This window comes from Caballeronia sp. ATUFL_F2_KS9A (assembly GCF_023630765.1).
Taxonomy (GTDB): Bacteria; Pseudomonadota; Gammaproteobacteria; order Burkholderiales; family Burkholderiaceae; genus Caballeronia; species Caballeronia zhejiangensis.
Genome location: NZ_JALQEK010000020.1, coordinates 57,414 through 74,966, shown reverse-complemented (window position 1 = coordinate 74,966; position 17,553 = coordinate 57,414). Strand labels below are relative to the sequence as shown.

The window sequence follows — 17,553 nt, the reverse complement described above, 5'->3', positions numbered from 1 at the left end:
GCCGGAAGGCTGCACGACGCGTCACGCGAATGTTTTAAGATGTCGATCGTGCAGGATTCAACCGTCAAGCCGCGCTTTTCGCGCGCGGCGTTCGCCAAAACGACAGCCCTCGTGCTGTCGTTCTTGCTGTTTACGGCGGGTGTCTCGGTGTCGCCTTCGGGCTTCGCGGTGGTCGGATCGCGCACGCCGCAGGCCGCGGGCGATGCGGGGTCCGCCGCCGCGCCTGCCAATCCCGCTCCGCCGCCGCGCACGGACCGCTCGACCGGCACGACCGCGAGCGGCCCGGTGCGCGCGCAGCCGCCGCGCATGCCGTTCTACGTCGCGACCAAGGGCACGACGACCATCTATCTGCTCGGCACGCTCCATGTGGGTTTCGCGAGCGACTATCCGCCCGAGCAACCGTTTCGCAAATCGATACTCGCGGCGCTCGATGCATCGCCTACGCTCGCGCTCGAGATTTCCCCCGACGATCTCCTGCTCTCTCAAGACGATGTGAATCGTTATGGCATGTGCCGCAGCGCGTGTCTGATCGACTATTTGCCTGACTCGATGTGGAAGAAGGTCGAGGCGCGCATGCGCAGCAATCCGGCGGCGCTGAAGGAGATCCGGCATACGCGGCCATGGCTCGCATCGATGCTGATCGAAACCTACGACACGTTGAAGGCCGGGTTTCAAAGCGAGTACGGAACCGAGGCGCAGTTGCAGAACGTGTATCTTCGTGCGCGCGGGAAGATCGTCGGACTGGAAACGCTGAACGAGCAGATTTCGACATTCACGCGGCTTTCGTCGGCGCAGCAACGCGAAATGCTCGCGCAGGATCTCGTGCAGACGCCGGCGGAGAACGTCGCCGATGTGAAGGAGTTGCACCGGCTGTGGCGCATCGGCGACGCGGATGCGCTCAAGGCCTGGGACGACGCCAAGTCGAGCAAGCTGGCGCGGAACAAGGCACTCGCGGCGCAAGTCGACAATCGCGTGGTGTATCAGCGGAATCAGCGGTTCGTGCAGCGGATCGTCGCCATCGCCGCGCCGGATAAACCGGTGTTCGTGGCGATCGGCGCGTTGCATCTCGGCGGGCCGCGGGGCGTGCTCGAGCTTCTGAGAAAGCGAGGGTTCGTGGTGGAAGCGGGGTGATCGCCAGATCGCCGGGCCAGCCGTCGACGTTATCGGCGCGGCGCGACCGGTGACGGCGCCGATTCCCGTTCGAGAATGTCGACGTTGCCGTAGTACATCGAGCGCTCGGTCACGTCGGACGGTCGCGTCATCCACCACCATTTGTAAATGCCGAGCTTGAGATATGCGTTCCGGTCGCCCGGATACGCATTCGCGCAAGTCTCGCACCGAGCGACGCGCGTTCCGTTCATATAGAGATCGGTTCGCGGATGAAGGCCCGTATCGTCCGGACGGTATCGCAGCAACCAGTCGACGACTTTTCCCCTGTCGCCCGAAGGCGCGCCGAAATCGATCGCATTGACGGGCTTCCCGGGGCCGCCACGGATCTCGAGCCGGTATCGCCCGCCGGCCAGCATCAGCGAGACGGGCGGGGAACCTGCGGAGGCGCCCTGATGCAACTGGAAGGTGATTTCCGGTTGCCGTGAATCGAGCCGATAGTCCGCGGGGATGACCGTGGACCACCGGATCTCGTATTCCTTGCCGATCGCGAAACGCGCGATGCGCTCGAAGCCGATTTCGGCACGCGGCGATCCGTTCGCGACGCGCGAGAAGTCGTCGGCACGGCTCATCGACAACTTCAGGGCGACGCCGCCAGCGACGGGCATCGCGACGGTTTCGAGCGATTCGGGCCTCGGCGTGTGGATCGTCAGGCGCGGATCGACGCCTTTGCTCCACTGGCTCCGATAAACCAGCGCATAAGGGCGATCGCTATCGCTATCCGCGAGCACCGAGCACGCGGACAGCAGCATCGCGAAAACGGCGGCGAGCAAGACCGGCTTACTTGACATCAGGTTCTGCGGCGCGTCATCGAAGCGAGCGAAGCCCGCGCAAGCATCAACGCGAATTTGTTGTTCGTCACGAAGTAGCGGCGCCACATGCGGCGCGGCTCCTGAAAGACCCGGAACAGCCATTCGAGCCCGCAGCGCTGCATCCAGACCGGCGCGCGCCGCACTTTCCCCGCGACGACATCGAACGTGCCGCCGACGCCCATCACGAAGTCGACGCCGAGTTGTTCACGCCATCGGTTGATGAAATTCTCCTTTCTCGGCGACGTGATCGCGACGAACAACAGCCGCGCACCGGACTGACCTATCTCATCGACGACGCGCTTTTCGTCGTCCCAGAAATAGCCGTGATGACGGCCTGCGATTCGCAATCCGGGATATCGGGCCGTGACCACGCTGGCCGTGCGATCGACCACGTCTTGCGTCGCGCCGAGAAGGAACACCGGCAACGCGCGCTCGGCGGCCATTTCCAGCAAACGCCCGAACAGGTCGACGCCCGCCACGCGCTCGCGTACCGGGAAGCCCAGCAGCCGCGCGCCCCATACGACGCCCATGCCGTCGATATTGACGATGTCGCAGGCGCGCACCGACTCCGCAAGCGCTTCGTCCGTCTGCATGTGAACGAGCTTTGCGACATTCACGACGACGTGCTGCGTGAATACCCGCTGCTCGACGCGTGCGCGAATCCAGTCGACGGTTTCGTCCATGGTGGCGACGTCCATCGGGCATGAAAAGATTTCTATACGGTTCATGTTTGAGAGAAGTAGTGCGAGGACACGTTCGGTCGTATCAGTGCAAGGCCTTGTCGTAAGCGCTCACCAGGCATTCGACCGTGCGTTCGATGGTGAAACGGTCGAGAAAGCGTTGTCTCGCTGCGGCAGCCAACTGCGTGCGCAGCGCCGGCGACGTGATCAGCTTGGCGAGTGCATCGCAGAGTTGATCGGCGGCATCGGGCGACACCAGCAATCCATCGCGCCCGTGAACGATGGCGTCCGTGACGCCGGGAATGTTCGTGGAAACGATCGTCGCGCCGTACGCCATCGCTTCGACGATGGCCACCGGAAAACCTTCACTGCGCGACGGCAAGACGAAGATGTCGGCATTCGCGAGCAACTGCGCCTTTTGTTCGCCCGTCGCCCATCCGAGGTGCTCCACTTCCATCGAAAGATTTCGATGTTCGACGTCCGTCAGGAACGCTTGGAGGTCGCCGCTGCCAGCGACAAGCAGCCGATACGGATGGCCGAGCCGTTTCAGCCGTTCCGCGGCTTCGAGCAGCACCTTGATGCCTTTGGCTTCCACGAGCCTGCCGAGGAACAGAATGGTTGGCGGCTGCGCGCCGGACCTGCCGAGCGCCACGTCCGACGCGGGATCCGAAATGCCGTTGTAGATGAGCTGACGCTTCTCCGGATGGCAGAGCCGGTCGCGATCCAGCCACGCTTCCATGTCACGCGACAGGCAGATCACCTGAGCAGCGCGCTTCCACATGAGACCGACTGCCTTGCGGCACAGCGCGGGAAGCGTTTCGATGTACTGCGCCATCGCGCCGTTATGCAGATGCAAGATGTACTTTTGGCGCAAGCCGATGCACGTCATGGCGAGGAGCCACTTTCTGAGCAGCGAGCCACGGACCGACGTGTGAATATGGACGATGTCGATATTCCGCGAGACCGCTCCGCTCACGACTTTCCACCACGCGCGCGCAAACTGCCGGATGCGTCGCAGCCCACCGCGGGCGCCGCATGTCGCCGCGAAGCTCAGCGTGTAGCCCTGCGATTCGAACAGCTCGCTGCGTTGCGCATATCCGCCGATCACGGAAGCGATACCACCCTGCGCCGACATATCCGGGCCGACGTGAAGCACCTTTTGCACGGCGCGACCATGCGCGCCGACAGACCTCGAAACACTCATCCTCACTACCTTGCAGTTCAAATCGTTGACGCGAGCGCTTTCATCGGTCGCGGACATCCTCGGTGGACGAAGCGGGCAAACCGCCTTCGAAAGCTTCGCGAGCGCGCGGCGGCTTCTGCCGGCGCCGGTCCATCTCGCGGCCGGCGGCCCAGGCGAATACGGCGCAGAGATACAGCGCCGGCGTTTTCGTTGCGAGCGAGTTGTTGGTCATCGCCGTCATGAAGAAGGCGACGAACATTACGGACAAGCGACGACGGGTCCGGGCGTGCCGGTCATGTGCGATCCTGCGCAAACAGATCCAGATACAGGCGAGCAGCAGTAACGTGCATCCCAGGCCGAACATGAGCACGTACGCGACCAGAAAGTTCTCGATCACGCCGATATCCGCCCGATCCATCATGCGCGACACCGCGTCCGGGTCCGTTCCGGCGAGGACGCTTCTCCAGTCGAGGTAGTTCAGGATTTCCACGGACTGCAAACGGACGCCCGAACTGCTGTCGTAGGCGCCGACATTGGCAATCCGGTCGCCGAGCATGCCCGACGCCAGCATCCAGCCGACGAGGCCAATGGCGAAGGGCGCGCCGAGCGACACCAGCGCCATCCGGCCGACGGACCTCAGCCCGAAGCGAATGGACATCAGCGCATTCAAGGTCAGATAGACCATGAGCGCGCCCCGCGCGCCGAACGCCGATAGCGCCGCAGTCGTCAGTACGAACACCAGAATCGAAATCGCGGACGTGCCGCTCAGTTGCAACGCGACGGCGACTGTGACCAGGATCAGCGCGTTATTCAGCGGATGGCCGTGCAGGGCAGTCGCACGAAAATAGCTGCCGTACCATGTGTCGATTGGAATGAACTGCGTCTGCGTGACGACCTCGAAAATCGCCATCGCGCTTTCGAGGATCACGAATGCGAGACCCAGCCGCAAGGTGCGCCGCACCGTGCGTTGATCCATGAACGGCGCGACCGCCGCTATCCAGAACATGGCAAGGATCGTGTCGACGGCGAAACCCAGCGCCTGCGCGCCCGTGACGATCGCTTTCAGAATGAGGACGGCTATCGTGAAGACCGAGCACGCAATCGGTGTCCGGAAACTTCGGCAAGACCACGCCGACGGTCCCGCCGTGCGCCTGAGCACAAGCACGAGCACCGCGCCGACGGTGAACCAGACGTAAGGGTGGACCTTCAATCCACCCGCGCCCTCGTTGCCCGAATAGTTGAGGCCGAGCAGATTCAGGCCGGCTCCGCTGAGGAACAGCGCCAGCGACACGGCCGCGAGAAACATGAACGAAACGACGTTCGAGACGGACAGCCTCACGACTACGCTCCGGCTCCCTGAGTGGCCTTGTCATCGTGGGCCTGCAAACCGAGTTGCTCCAGATAGCGATCTCCGATTGCTTCAAGGGAGAACGCTCCGGCTCGCGCGATCAGCGCCGGCTTGTCGACGTCGCCGGTCAAAGACTCGATGATGGCCGCTGCCAGTGCTTTCTCGTCGTCCACGGGCACGAGGCGTCCGTACTTTCCGCCGTCGAGGATCTCGTCCGGCCCATGTTCGCAACGCGTGGACACGACCGGCAGTCCGAATGACAAAGCCTCGACGATCACATTGCCGAACCCTTCGCGCTTCGAGGAGCACACGAAAAGATCCGCGTTGCGATAGAGCTCCGCGACATCGCCGGCGAATCCGGGAAGACTGACGCTATCGGACAAACCCAGTTCACGGACCAGCGCCTCCAGACGAGCGCGGTCCTTGCCCTCTCCGGCGATGACGAGCGTGGCGTCGCCGCGCGTCTTCAGCACGGATGCGAACGCGCGAATCAGAACGTCGAAGCCTTTTTGCGCGCCCAGCCGCCCCACAGCGAGCACGGCGGCTCCACGCGGCTTCGCGTTCGCGACGGCGCCCGGTATGAAGCACGGGTTATGAATGACGACCACCTTGTCCGGCGCCCGGCCTTTGAGGCTGCGCCGGAGATCCTGTGCGACGCCTGTCGAGACCGCCACGATGGAATCGCTCGCCTGATAGAGCCATCGCGCGATCGCCCACTTGATTTTTGCCTTCGCGCTGGTCCTGTGCAGAGACCCGTACACCGAATCGGACGGAGCGAAGACGGAGTGCTCGCTGATCACCAGGCGCGTCCGGCTTGCGCCGAACAGTCTGGCCGATACGGAAATCAGGTTGGCATAGGGCAGAAACGACAGCACGGCCTCCGGACGTCTCTTCCTGATCAACGCACGCAGTTCGAGCACGCGCGCGAGATGCCCGGTCTTGCTCGCGACGACGACTTCGACGCCGGGCGGCAACTGATAAGCGGTTCCTTCCGTGTGAACGAAGAAAAACGGCCGGAAACCCTTCGAGACGAAGTGCTTCGCAATTTCGACGGCGACGCGCTCGGCGCCTCCGCCATGCAAGCAGGGAATATGAAACAGAACCTCGCGCTTGCCATTCATAGCTTGCCCCTCAGTGCTTCCCGAATGGAGCCCACGTTCGCGCCAACGCACATGCCGCCGAAGAGCGAAAGCGCGACGATCGCGGAAAGGCACTCCGTCCATATGCCGGCATGGCCCGCGCGATTCAGCACGTCGTTCGACAGCTCGCCCGCCGCCAGAGCCGCCGCGGCGAACGCAGACAGGAGGATCGCACCGCACACCACGCGCCCCAGATCCACGATGCCCCGCGCGAATGCGGCGCTGATGAGCAGCGCGACGACGTTCACCGCGAGAAGGCCGCGCACCATGCCGCCGCATCCGGCCATGCGCGCGCCGAAATATGTTGCGGCTACCGCGAGCGTCATCGTCAGAAGGTTGATGCTCATCAGCGCCTTCGTCCGCGCGTGCAGGTGATACGCCTGGTCGAAAAAATGCGCCCTGAACGCGGCAATCGTCGCGATCGCCAGCAGCGGCAGCACCAGTGGCAGCGCCGCGTTTCCGATCGACGGTCCCAGCATCAGCGGGAGCGCGACGTCACGCAGCACCATAACAACGATGGACACCGCGAACACGCAGGCCAGCATCAGCAGGCCGAGCCGGGCATGAAACGCGCGGTGCCCGGCTGCGGACCGCGACGCCTTCTCGCGCAAGAGCCACGGATAACACGGCGTCACGATCAGCAGGCAGGCGGCCGAGATGGCGTTGGTGATGAGCCCGCTGGCCGCGGCGTAGATACCGACGACGGCCGGTTGCTCGAACATCGCCAGAATGGGACGGTCGAGGCGCGTCATCGCCGTCGTGGCGATGAACACGGGTATGAGCGGCAATCCGTAATGCAGCATGGCGCGCAACTGATCCACGCTGAAGCGCGCGTGACGCATGACCGCAACCCTGTCGAAGCCGCAGAGAATCGCCTGCAGCACGAAGATGGCGGCGGTCCCATACAGGGTCAAGGTCATGGAATGCGTCAGTGACCACGCGATCAGTCCCGCGAGCGTCGCGCCGACGGTGAGCAGGAACGACGCGAATGCGTATCGCAACACGGCGCTGCCCGCCCGCGCGATTTCCTGCGTGTAAAGCGCCGCGCTTTTCGCCAGCGCGAGCACGCCGACGGCGAGCCACACCTGGCGGCTGCCGGCCTCGAACGCGAGCGCCAGAGCGATGGCGGCCAGCGCGACGAGTGCGATCGCCAGCCAGACGAGGTGACTCGTCCGCAGGTACGCATCGGCGTCGTCGTTCCGGGCCGAGGCCGTCCAGAAGCGCACGAAGGCCAGCCTGTGCCACTGAAAAACGACGGCCTGAAACGCCTCGACGAGCGCCAGATAGACCGCGAGCTGGCCATAGACCTGCGGGCCGAGCACGCGTGCGTAGGCCATCAGCGATACCACGCCTCCGGTCACGGATACGGCATAGCCCGCGGTAAGGCCAAGGCCGCGCCTAGCCACGAGCGAGCACTCCACGTGTATCGATCAGCACCTTCGACAGCATCCGGTTGCCGTCCATCGACGTGAACTCGCGGTGATCGACCAGCAGCACGATGATGTCCGCCGCGTTGATCGCGTCGGCCATGCTCATCAGTTCGATCTTGCCGAGCAGCGGCTGCGGCAATGCCGAAATGTTCGGTTCCACGGCGACGATTCCGCCGATGCGCGCATCCGCGAGCATGGCTACGATTTCCAGCGCCGGACTCTCCCGCAAATCGTCGATGTTCGCCTTGAAGGCGAGTCCCAAACACGCGATCACCGGCTCCTTGAACCGCGCGGCCGCGCGTTTGACGCGCTCGACCACCCAGTGCGGCTTCGAATCGTTCACGGCGCGCGCCGTGCGAATCAGGCGTGCTTCCTCGGGCGCCGAATCCACGATGAACCACGGATCCACCGCGATGCAATGCCCGCCGACGCCCGGCCCCGGCTGCAGGATATTCACGCGCGGATGCCGGTTCGCGAGCCGGATCAGTTCCCACACATTGATATCGAGGCGGTCGCAGATCAGCGACAGTTCATTCGCGAACGCAATGCCCACGTCGCGCGACGCGTTCTCGGTCAGCTTGCACATCTCGGCGGTGCGCGCGTCGGTGATGACGCACTCGCCCGTGACGAAGGTTTGATAGAGCGCGCGCGCCGCTTCGCTGCAGCGCCGCGTCATGCCGCCGATGATGCGGTCGTTCTCCACCAGTTCACGAATCACATGTCCCGGCAACACACGCTCCGGACAATGCGCGATGCGAATGTCCGACGCCTCGCCGTTCTCCTGCGGAAAGCTCAGATCGGGCCGCATTTCTGCGAGCCATTTCGCCATCTGTTCCGTCGCGCCGACAGGCGATGTCGATTCCAGCACGACCAGGTTGCCTTTCTTCAGAACCGGCGCGATGGCGCGGCTCGCCGCTTCGATATAGGACAGGTCGGGCTTGTAGCCGTCGGTGAAAGGAGTCGGCACCGCCACCAGAAACGCATCCGCCGGTTCGGGCGACGTCACCGCACGCAAATGCCCCTGCGTCACCGCGGCGTGCACCAGCATGTCGAGTTCCGGCTCGACGATATGAATCTCGCCGCGATTGATGGTATCGACGGCATGCTGATTCACATCGACGCCGATGACTTGCTTGCGGCGCGCGGCGAACGCGGCCGCCGTAGGCAAACCGATATAGCCGAGACCGATGACGGAGATTGTCTGGAATTCCATGACTGTGCTTCTTCTATCTTCTATTGCGAGAGGTGATCAGGCGGCCAGAGCCGGGCGAAGCTCGAACGCCTGCAAGACGGCGGCGATGCGATCGCATGCGCGGCCGTCGCCATAAGGATTCGCGCCACGGCTCATCGCCGCGTACGCACGCGCGTCGTGCAGCAGGTGCATGACGTTGTCGACGATGTCGGCGGTATCGGTGCCCACGAGCTTCACCACGCCGGCGTCGACCGCTTCCTGACGCTCGGTGGTATCGCGCATCACGAGCACCGGCTTGTGCAGCGAGGGCGCTTCCTCCTGAATGCCGCCGGAATCGGTGAGGATCAGGTCGGCGCGATCCATCAGCCGCACGAACGGCAGATAGTCGAGCGGCTCGATGAGATGCACGTTGCCGATGCCCGTCAGCAGACGGTTGACGGGTTCGCGCACGTTCGGATTCAGATGCACCGGATACACGATGTCGGCATCCGGCGACGCATGCGCGATCTGCGCGAGCGCCGTGCAGATGCGCTCGAATCCGCCGCCGAAGCTCTCGCGGCGATGTCCCGTCACCAGCACGAGCCGGCGTCCGGACGCGAAGGAAGGCAGGGCGTCATCGGCGCGCGCGCGAAGGGTGCCATCGCTCGCGAGACGTTCGCGAACCTGCAGCAACGCATCGATGACCGTGTTGCCGGTCACGACGATGGTTTCGTCGCGCACGCCTTCCGCGAGCAGGTTATTCCGCGCGCGTCCGGTCGGCGCGAAATGCAGCGCGGCCAGTGCGCCGGTCAGCTTGCGATTCGCCTCTTCCGGCCATGGCGACGCGAGATTGCCGGTCCGCAGCCCCGCCTCGACGTGCGCGACCGGAATGCGCTGATAGAACGCGGCGAGCGTCGCGGCCATCGTCGTCGTGGTGTCGCCGTGCACGAGGACCATGTCCGGCCGATACGCGGCGAGCACGTCGCGCATCCCGGCGAGAATCGCGGCGGTGACGTCGTAAAGATCCTGACCGCGCTTCATGACGTTGAGATCGAAGTCGGGGCGGATGTCGAACAGCGCGAGCACCTGATCCAGCATCTCGCGATGCTGACCGGTCACGCACACGCGGCATTCGAAGCCGGATTCGAGCGCCATCCGCTTGACGAGCGGCGCCATCTTGATCGCTTCGGGACGCGTGCCGAAGGTGAAGAGCAGTTTTTTCAATCTTGACCTTGAGGAATGCAAAGAGTCCGATGGCTTCATGACTTCGGGCTTCCATACTGGGAGAAGGCCCCGTAGGACATCCCGCGGGACGGCGTGTTGGTAAGCAGTGCCCCGTCGACCGACACACCCGCGCTCGTGAGCTGACGCATGGTCTGGCCCAGCTCGGCGGCGGTATGGCAGCCGTGCCGGACAACGAGGAGAGTCGCATCGGCGTGGCGGCCGATCAGGCCGGCATCGGTGACGGCAAGCACCGGCGGCGAGTCGATGATCACGAAGTCATAGAGCGTCCGCAGCTCTTCGAACAGTTGCTCGAAGCGCCCGCTCAACAGCAGTTCCGATGGCAAATCGGGCGTGCCGCCACCCGTGATGACATCGAGCCCCGGCAGCACGCCCCTGCGAATCACGCTTTGCAGACTGGCGCCGCCGATCAATTCCGCGAGGCCCGATGCGCGGGCCAGACCCAGAACACCTTGCAGATCGCCGCGCCGCATGTCGGCATCGAGGAGCAGCACGCGTTCTCCGCCCGCAGCGAGCACGCTCGCGAAATTGACCGAGATGAACGATTTGCCGATGCCGGGGCGCGCGCCAGTGAACATCACGATCTTGTTGCGCTTCCTTAGAACGCCGAACTGCAGCGCCGTGCGCAAGCTGCGCAGACCTTCGATGGCGATGTCGTTCGGCGACGCGCTTGCGAGCACCCGAGGCTTCGCCGGATTGCGTTCGCGCGATGCGTCGAGCGACGCCTGGCGGTCGGAGTGGGAGATGAGCGCATAGACAGGCAGATCGATCGCCGCTTCGACCTCCGCCGGCGTTTCGAGTCCGCGACTGAGCATCCGCCGTCCGAGCGCGAGGCCGCATCCGGCGAGAAGTCCGAGCACGAGCGAGAGCGCGAGCGTGAGCGCCTTTTTGGGCGCGACGGCCTTCTCCGGCACGACCGCGTAGTCGACGGTGCGGACGTTGCCGAGTTGGCCCGCCCTGAGCACGCGTAACTGCTGCGTGCTGTTGAGCAGACTGGTGTACAGGTCGTTGCTGACCCGCACATCGCGCAGAAGACGCACGGCGTCCTGTTGCACCGACGGCAGCTCGCCGATCTGCCGCTCGTAGGTATCCGATTGCCGCCGCAATTCGGCGATGCGTGCGTCGACCGCCGTCACCGATGGATGCAGCGCCGTGTAACGCTGAACCAGGTCGACGCGCTGCTGCTGAAGCTCGATGATCTTCGTCTTGTTTTCGACGACGGTTTGAAGCAGCAGCTTGCTTTGCTCTTCCAGATCGACGGCACCGTGCTGCGCGCGAAATTCGTTGTAGCGTGCTTCGGCCTGGTCGAGATCGGCGCGCAATTGCGGCAACTGATCGCCCAGAAACGCGAGCATCTGCTGCGCCTGTGCCGATTTCCGGTCGACGTTTCGTTGCACGTAGAGCGTCGCGATCGTGTTGACCGTCTGCGTGATGCTTTCGGCATCGGCGCCGTCGAGCGTCATTCCGACGATTCCGGACTGCTTCGTCTTTTCCGCGATCTTGAGGCCCTGCTGCAGATCGGCGATGGTCCGCTGCGTCGACAGGCGCGTCACGTCGAAGCGCGTGCCGGGCCGCGCGCGCAGCGATGTCACGGTGAGTTCGACACTGTCGTTGCCCGTTCGCGCGGACGCCGGCTGGCCAGCCGTTCCGCGCAGGATGGTGGCGCCGTCGGCCGATTGCAGTTCGTAGCGCCCCGCGTCGCCCGCGATCAGCGTGAAGGGCTTCCCGTGCCAGCGCGCCGGCACGTCGAATTTCGACACGGCGATGCGCTCGCCGCCCCACGCATAACCGCCCAGGCCGGGCGGCGCGCCGTTGAGGCCGTCGCCGGCCAGGAAACGGACGAACGGCTTGCCGACGAGCGGCGCATAACGCGGCTTCGCATCGATATCGAGGTGCAGACGCGCGACCGCGTCGCCGATCACCGCGCGCGAGCGCATCAGTTCGATTTCCGCATCGGTGCTGGCCTTGTTCTGGAACAACGCCGCGAGATCGCCGAGCTTGTCGTTGAGCGAGCCCGTACCGCTGTCGTCATCGACCTGGATCAGCGCGTCGGCGCGATAGGTCGGCGTGGCGAGGAATGCGTACAGCGAACCGATCAGAAACGTGCACGCCGTCGCGGCCGCGATGAGCCCGCGGCTCTCGCGCAGGACGCCGAGAATCTCGAACAGGCGAATTTCGTCGTTGCCTGTCGTGTCGGAATAGGTCTGTGATGGTTTGACTTGAATGTCTTTCATCGTTGCACCGCCAATGCGCGGCTCCATTGCGAGACGCCCGCGCGGATCTGCGCGAAAGCCAGGTCGAACACCGCGCGATGGCGCTTGTAGGGATCGGCCACGTCCGCGCCCGTTTCGTCGCAAAGGCGGAAGACCTTGCCGCGAGTGAATGGCCAGGTCGACTCGATCCAGCGGCGCTGTTCCAGGGTCATCGTGAGAATCAGATCGGCTTCGCGGACGAGAGCGCCGTCGAGCTGTCTCGCGACGTGCGAGTCGAGCGGGATGCCGTGCGCATCGGCCATGTCGGCGATGGCCGGATCGGCTGGATGCCCGGCGAGCGCGCGCGTTCCCGCCGAAACGACCGGCAGGTGCGGCAACTCGCGCGCGAGCATCGCCGCCGCGAGCGGACTGCGGCAGATATTCCCCTCGCACACCATCAGCACGGAGCGGATCATTTCGCGAGCACTCCCGCCGTGAGGCCGGCGTTGACCAGCGGCATCAGCAAACTGATCACGCGGTTGAAGCGCACGAGGCCGCTGCCGTCGACATAGACGATGTCCTTAGGCTGCAGCTCGAATTCGTTCGCCACGAGCATCGACACGGGCGAACGGCTGTCGAGGTGAAACACTTGCGGTGCGTCGTCGTCCGGGCGGATCACGAACATCTGCGCGGTGTCCGCCGTGTTCGGATTGATGCTGCCCGCCTGCGCGAGCGCATCGGCGAGCGACATGCGGCCGTCGCGGCGCGGTGCGGCGCGGCCGGGCCTGCTTACTTCGCCCATCACATAGACGACGTTGTCGTCGCGCGATGCCACGCGCAGCAAGTCGCCGGACTTCAGATACAGCGTCGACGGGTTGAGCCCTTGCGCGAGCAGTTGCGGCACGTCGATCCGGTGCGAGGCGCCGCCGCGCACCAGCACGACATCGCTCTGATCGGCGTTGTCGCTGAAGCCGCCGGCGCGCGCGATCGCGTCGTAGAAGCTGAGCGGCACATCGGTCAGCGCAAGCGCGCCGGGGTTATGGACCTGGCCGTCGACAAAGACCTGGCGCGAGCGATACGAAGCCATTCGCACGGTGACTTGCGGCTTGACGAGATACGTCGAAAGCGCGCTGGTCAGCCTTTGCTGGATTTCATCGGTGCGCAGCCCGGCGACCGCCAGCGACCCTGCATACGGGAAGCGCAACTTGCCCTGCTGATCGACGACGAAACCGGGCGCGGGGTCGCTTGCCTTCGCGCTCGTCTGGCTCTGTACGGAGCCGAGCGCTGCGGCAAATTCCGGATGATCCCAGACGACGATCTGCAGCACGTCGCCCGGTCCGACCGTGTACGTTCCCGGCGTGCCGAAAAGCTGCTTCGCCTGCTGATCCTGACGCGTCTTGCGTTGCGCGGCGTAGCGCTTCACGAGCGCGAGATCGAGCTCCGTAACGGCGATCGCGGGCGTCGCCGCGGTGGCTTCGACCTGCGATCCGGCTTCGTTCATGTGAAAGCCGGGCGCGAACGCGCACGCGCTCAGCGCGCACGTCAGCGCGATCGTCAGCGTCGTTGGTAGAAACGAAGCGCGCCCGGTCGCCGGGCGAACGCGTTCGGTTGATTGCTTCATGGATAAGGCCTGCGCATCAATACGCATTGCGATGAACGAAACCCCGCACGATGGTCGCGAGGACGATGCGCATATCGAGCGCGAACGACCAGTTGCCGAGGTAATAGAGATTGTGTTCGATGCGCTGCTGCATCTTGTCGACCGAATCGGTTTCGCCGCGAAATCCGTTGATCTGCGCCCAGCCGGTGATGCCCGGCTTGATGCGATACCGATGGATGTAGTCGTCGACGATGTCCTGATAGAGATCGTCATGCTCGATCGCATGCGGACGCGGCCCCACGACCGACATCTCGCCGCGCAGCACGTTGAAAAATTGCGGCAGCTCGTCGAGGCTCGTGCGACGCAGAAACGCGCCGACGCGCGTGACACGCGGATCGCCGCGCGTGGCCTGGACGACGCCGTCGTCTGCCGCGTGCAGGTGCATCGTGCGGAACTTGTAGATCTCGAACGGCTGCCCGCTCGCGCCGCGGCGTCGCTGCTTGAACAGCACCGGTCCCGGCGACGAGAGCTTGACGGCGAGCGCGATCGCGATCAGCAGCGGCAAGGTTCCGAGAATCGCGCACGTGGCGAACACGCGATCGAAGATCGTCTTGATGGCGGGCGTATCACCGTTGAGCGGCGAGGCGACGAGATTGATCGCGAGCAGGCCGTTGCCATCGGCCGTGCTGCTTTGGAAGCGCGACAGGCTGGTCACATCCGGAATGAACCGGATATTCACCAGTTCGTTGCGGAACGCATGGAGCACGCGGCGCAGCGATTTCTCATCGGTGAGCGGCAGGGCGAGCCACAGTTCGTCGATCCGCCGCGTACGCACATGCGATGTAAAGGCGTCGAGATCGAAAAAGCGCGGCACGCCGTTCAGCGGAGCCTCTGTTGGCGCCCCCGTCTCGAATTGCGCTTCGATGCGGTAGATTGGCTTGCGGATGGCGTCGAGGCTGCGCACGAGGAAGGCGCAATGATCGCGGCACCCCGCGACAGCCACCGAATAGATTGGCGCCCCACGCGAACCGGCGATCCTGAGTACAAAGATTCCGAGCGCGGTCATCACGCCCAGACCTGCGAATGCACCGAGCGAGGGCTGGTAGTCCGGATGCATCAGCTTCACCGTGCCGATGGCGAGCGCTTCGCAGAACACCCACCCGAGCGCCGACAGAAGCGCGCCTACGCGGGGCGCGGCACGAGACGTTCCACGCACGTCCATTGCGCACCACGCGAAAATGATCGCGAGTGCGACGACGGTGCTCCGATACGCTGCGAATGAGCTTCCCTCGGTCTGCTTATGGACGGTTATTGCGCAGACTACGACGAAGACGCTTTCGACAAGTCGCAGCGGTAAATCACGGCCGGAAGGTGCGTTATTTAGTTGGAAATAGCTCGGCAATCGCATGGCGGACAAAGGCGGAATACCGGCTCGCCTGTCGATCGTGAATGGCGAATATATGGAGAACCAGATTCATGAGTGAAACAGTCTCCATTAGCCATTACACGGCAGATATAAGCATCGTCCTAATTACCCATATTTGAAATATGGATGCGATTTTTCAAAGTTTAATGATTGACGCATGCCTCTTCGGGCAATTCATAAACGTGATCCACCCTCGGAAGGCGATGATCCATTGCCTCAAAACGCAGGCGGTTGGAGGCTCACAGCCAGAGCCGGGTATTGGAAAATAAAAAAAGCGCACTCAGGGTGTTTCCTGAGTGCGCTCATTAAACCGATTATCGAATTTTATTGATTGACGAACGTCGCTCGAATATTCGCGCACTCGAGATGCGCCATAAAAATATTCGCTCAAATAAACATCAGCCAGTTCAACAAGAATATATTCGCGACTAGCAACGTCACCGCCGTCGGCACCTGCACCTTGATGACCGCGTTCTTGTCGGGCAACTCCAGCAGCGCCGCAGGCACGATGTTGAAGTTCGCGGCCATCGGCGTCATCAGCGTGCCGCAGTAGCCGGAGAACATGCCGATCGCGGCCATCGTCGCGGGATTGCCGTGGAATACGCCGACGAGAATCGGTACGCCGACGCCGCCCGTCATGACCGGAAACGCGGCGAAGCCGTTGCCCATGACCATCGTGAAAAGCGCCATGCCGAGGACATACACCGCCACCGCGACGAGCCGGTAATCCATGTTGACGTAAGCCGTCGTCACATGCGCGACCGCCTTGCCTACGCCCGCATCCGAGAATACGAGGCCGAGCATGCCGAGCATCTGCGGCAGCACGGCAGCCCACGACAGCGCATCGATGAGACGGCGCGTTTCGCGCATCGACTGGCCGACCGTGTCGCGCGTCATCACGCAGGCAATGGCCAGCGCGATCACGCAGCCGATGCCGAAGCCGATCAGCGTCACGTTCTTCAGCTCGATCAGCGGCACGCCGCCGAACACGAGGTATTTCGCGCCGAGCGTGAGGATCACGGTGACGACGGGAATCGTCAGCGCGGGCACGAAGAGCTTGTTGCCGAGCCGCGCGGCGCTCCGGCGGCGCGTGTCTTCGGAAAGCATCTTCGGCTTCGCGCCGGTGACGCCGCCGAAACCCGCGATCAGCGCCATCGCCACGACGAGCACGCCGACGACCGTCACCGGAAGCCAGTCGCCGACGAGAAAGATCAACGCGTAGATCAGCCAGAATCCGCCAGCGGTCAGACGCCGCGGATGCGATTTGTCCGTGAGGATCATCCCGCCGACGACCAGCAGAATGATGCCGACGAGATAGAACAGATAGTTGATCGTGAGCGTCATGCTTTTTCTCCCGCGACGTTGCGCGTGAGCGCGTCGAGTTCGCGCGCGAGCCTGCGGTCCAGGAGCCACAGACGGAAACCGTGAATCAGGAACGCGCAGATTGCCGTCGGAATGCCCCACACGGCGACGTGCATCGGCTCCACGACGATGCCCGCTTCCTTCAGGAACGTGACCATCAGCACGATCGCGCCGAACGCCACGAAAATGTCCTCGCCGAAGAACAGGCCGACGTTGTCGGTCGCCGCCGAGTACGCGCGCAGCTTGAAGCGCGTCGCATCCGAGAGCTTGCCGTAGCGCGCTTCGGTGGCGCCTTCGGCCATCGGCGCGAGCAGCGGGCGCACCATCTGCGGATGGCCGCCGAGTCCCGTCAGGCCGACCGCCGCCGTGAGTTCACGCACGAACAGATAGACGATCAGCAGACGCCCGGCTGTCGCGGCCTTGATGCTCGAAATCCACATTTGCGCGCGCTCGCGCAGGCCGTGCCGTTCGAGCAAACCGATCACCGCCAGCGGCAACAGGATGATGAGCGGAATGTTGCGCGTCTTGAGAAAGCCGGTGCCGATCGCGGTCAGGATTTTCTCGATGGGAAAATGCGCCGCGAAGCCGGTGATGATCGCCGCGGCCGCGACGATCAGCATCGGATTGAAGCGCAGCACGAAGCCCGCGATGATGACGGCCACACCGATGAGCGGCCATAGATTGACAGGGGTTGCCATGAGTTCTCCAAACAATATTGACGTCACGCCTCGTACCGGGCGCGTGGATTCACTACTTCCTTGCTAAAACGCCCCGGCGTTGCGGGGCGTTCGAACCTGCGTT

15 protein-coding genes are annotated in these 17,553 nt (G+C 63.8%); 1 reads left to right on the top strand and 14 read right to left on the bottom strand.

Annotated features, from left to right (window positions below; translation table 11 throughout):
- Positions 1-39: 39 nt before the first annotated feature.
- Positions 40-1,131, top strand: a complete 1,092-nt coding sequence (locus NCS67_RS12415) for a TraB/GumN family protein (protein WP_175979630.1) — start codon at positions 40-42, stop codon at positions 1,129-1,131.
- Between the two features lie 29 nt (positions 1,132-1,160).
- Here the strand turns inward: NCS67_RS12415 and NCS67_RS12410 are convergent, their stop codons facing one another.
- From NCS67_RS12410 to NCS67_RS12345, 14 genes are all read right to left on the bottom strand, one after another.
- Entirely contained in the window at positions 1,161-1,958 is a 798-nt protein-coding gene (locus NCS67_RS12410; protein WP_250435316.1) for a heparin lyase I family protein, read from the bottom strand.
- Positions 1,958-2,707 carry a WecB/TagA/CpsF family glycosyltransferase gene (locus NCS67_RS12405; RefSeq protein WP_250435315.1) on the bottom strand — a complete coding sequence of 250 codons (750 nt, stop codon included), beginning with the start codon at positions 2,705-2,707 and terminating at the stop codon, positions 1,958-1,960. The genes NCS67_RS12410 and NCS67_RS12405 overlap by 1 nt, the downstream gene beginning before the upstream one ends.
- Before the next feature lie 37 nt (positions 2,708-2,744).
- Positions 2,745-3,824: a glycosyltransferase family 4 protein gene (locus NCS67_RS12400; protein ID WP_250435313.1), complete on the bottom strand. Its 1,080-nt coding sequence runs from the start codon at positions 3,822-3,824 to the stop codon at positions 2,745-2,747.
- A 79-nt stretch (positions 3,825-3,903) separates the two neighbouring features.
- Positions 3,904-5,181, bottom strand: a complete 1,278-nt coding sequence (locus NCS67_RS12395) for a VpsF family polysaccharide biosynthesis protein (RefSeq protein WP_250435312.1) — start codon at positions 5,179-5,181, stop codon at positions 3,904-3,906.
- Between the two features lie 2 nt (positions 5,182-5,183).
- Entirely contained in the window at positions 5,184-6,311 is a 1,128-nt protein-coding gene (locus NCS67_RS12390) for a glycosyltransferase (protein WP_250435311.1), read from the bottom strand.
- A complete protein-coding gene (locus NCS67_RS12385) occupies positions 6,308-7,735 on the bottom strand; it encodes a lipopolysaccharide biosynthesis protein (RefSeq protein ID WP_250435310.1) in 1,428 nt (475 codons plus the stop codon). Before NCS67_RS12385 ends, NCS67_RS12390 begins: the two co-directional genes overlap by 4 nt.
- Positions 7,728-8,972, bottom strand: a complete 1,245-nt coding sequence (gene wecC, locus NCS67_RS12380) for a UDP-N-acetyl-D-mannosamine dehydrogenase (RefSeq protein WP_250435309.1) — start codon at positions 8,970-8,972, stop codon at positions 7,728-7,730. The genes NCS67_RS12385 and wecC overlap by 8 nt, the downstream gene beginning before the upstream one ends.
- Positions 8,973-9,008: 36 nt before the next feature.
- On the bottom strand, positions 9,009-10,154 hold the full coding sequence (wecB, locus tag NCS67_RS12375) for a non-hydrolyzing UDP-N-acetylglucosamine 2-epimerase (protein ID WP_208456978.1): 1,146 nt from the start codon (positions 10,152-10,154) through the stop codon (positions 9,009-9,011).
- 35 nt (positions 10,155-10,189) lie between these two features.
- Positions 10,190-12,406: a polysaccharide biosynthesis tyrosine autokinase gene (locus NCS67_RS12370; protein WP_250435308.1), complete on the bottom strand. Its 2,217-nt coding sequence runs from the start codon at positions 12,404-12,406 to the stop codon at positions 10,190-10,192.
- A complete protein-coding gene (locus tag NCS67_RS12365) occupies positions 12,403-12,840 on the bottom strand; it encodes a low molecular weight protein-tyrosine-phosphatase (protein WP_250435307.1) in 438 nt (145 codons plus the stop codon). Before NCS67_RS12365 ends, NCS67_RS12370 begins: the two co-directional genes overlap by 4 nt.
- The gene (locus tag NCS67_RS12360) at positions 12,837-13,985 is read right to left on the bottom strand and encodes a polysaccharide biosynthesis/export family protein (RefSeq protein ID WP_250435306.1); all 1,149 of its coding nucleotides are present in this window, start codon (positions 13,983-13,985) and stop codon (positions 12,837-12,839) included. The genes NCS67_RS12365 and NCS67_RS12360 overlap by 4 nt, the downstream gene beginning before the upstream one ends.
- A 16-nt stretch (positions 13,986-14,001) precedes the next feature.
- Positions 14,002-15,372, bottom strand: coding sequence for an undecaprenyl-phosphate glucose phosphotransferase (locus NCS67_RS12355; protein ID WP_250435331.1), 1,371 nt, complete (start codon positions 15,370-15,372; stop codon positions 14,002-14,004).
- 405 nt (positions 15,373-15,777) lie between these two features.
- On the bottom strand, positions 15,778-16,734 hold the full coding sequence (locus NCS67_RS12350; protein ID WP_175979618.1) for a DUF979 domain-containing protein: 957 nt from the start codon (positions 16,732-16,734) through the stop codon (positions 15,778-15,780).
- Entirely contained in the window at positions 16,731-17,450 is a 720-nt protein-coding gene (locus tag NCS67_RS12345; protein ID WP_008352624.1) for a DUF969 domain-containing protein, read from the bottom strand. The genes NCS67_RS12350 and NCS67_RS12345 overlap by 4 nt, the downstream gene beginning before the upstream one ends.
- Positions 17,451-17,553 lie beyond the last annotated feature (103 nt).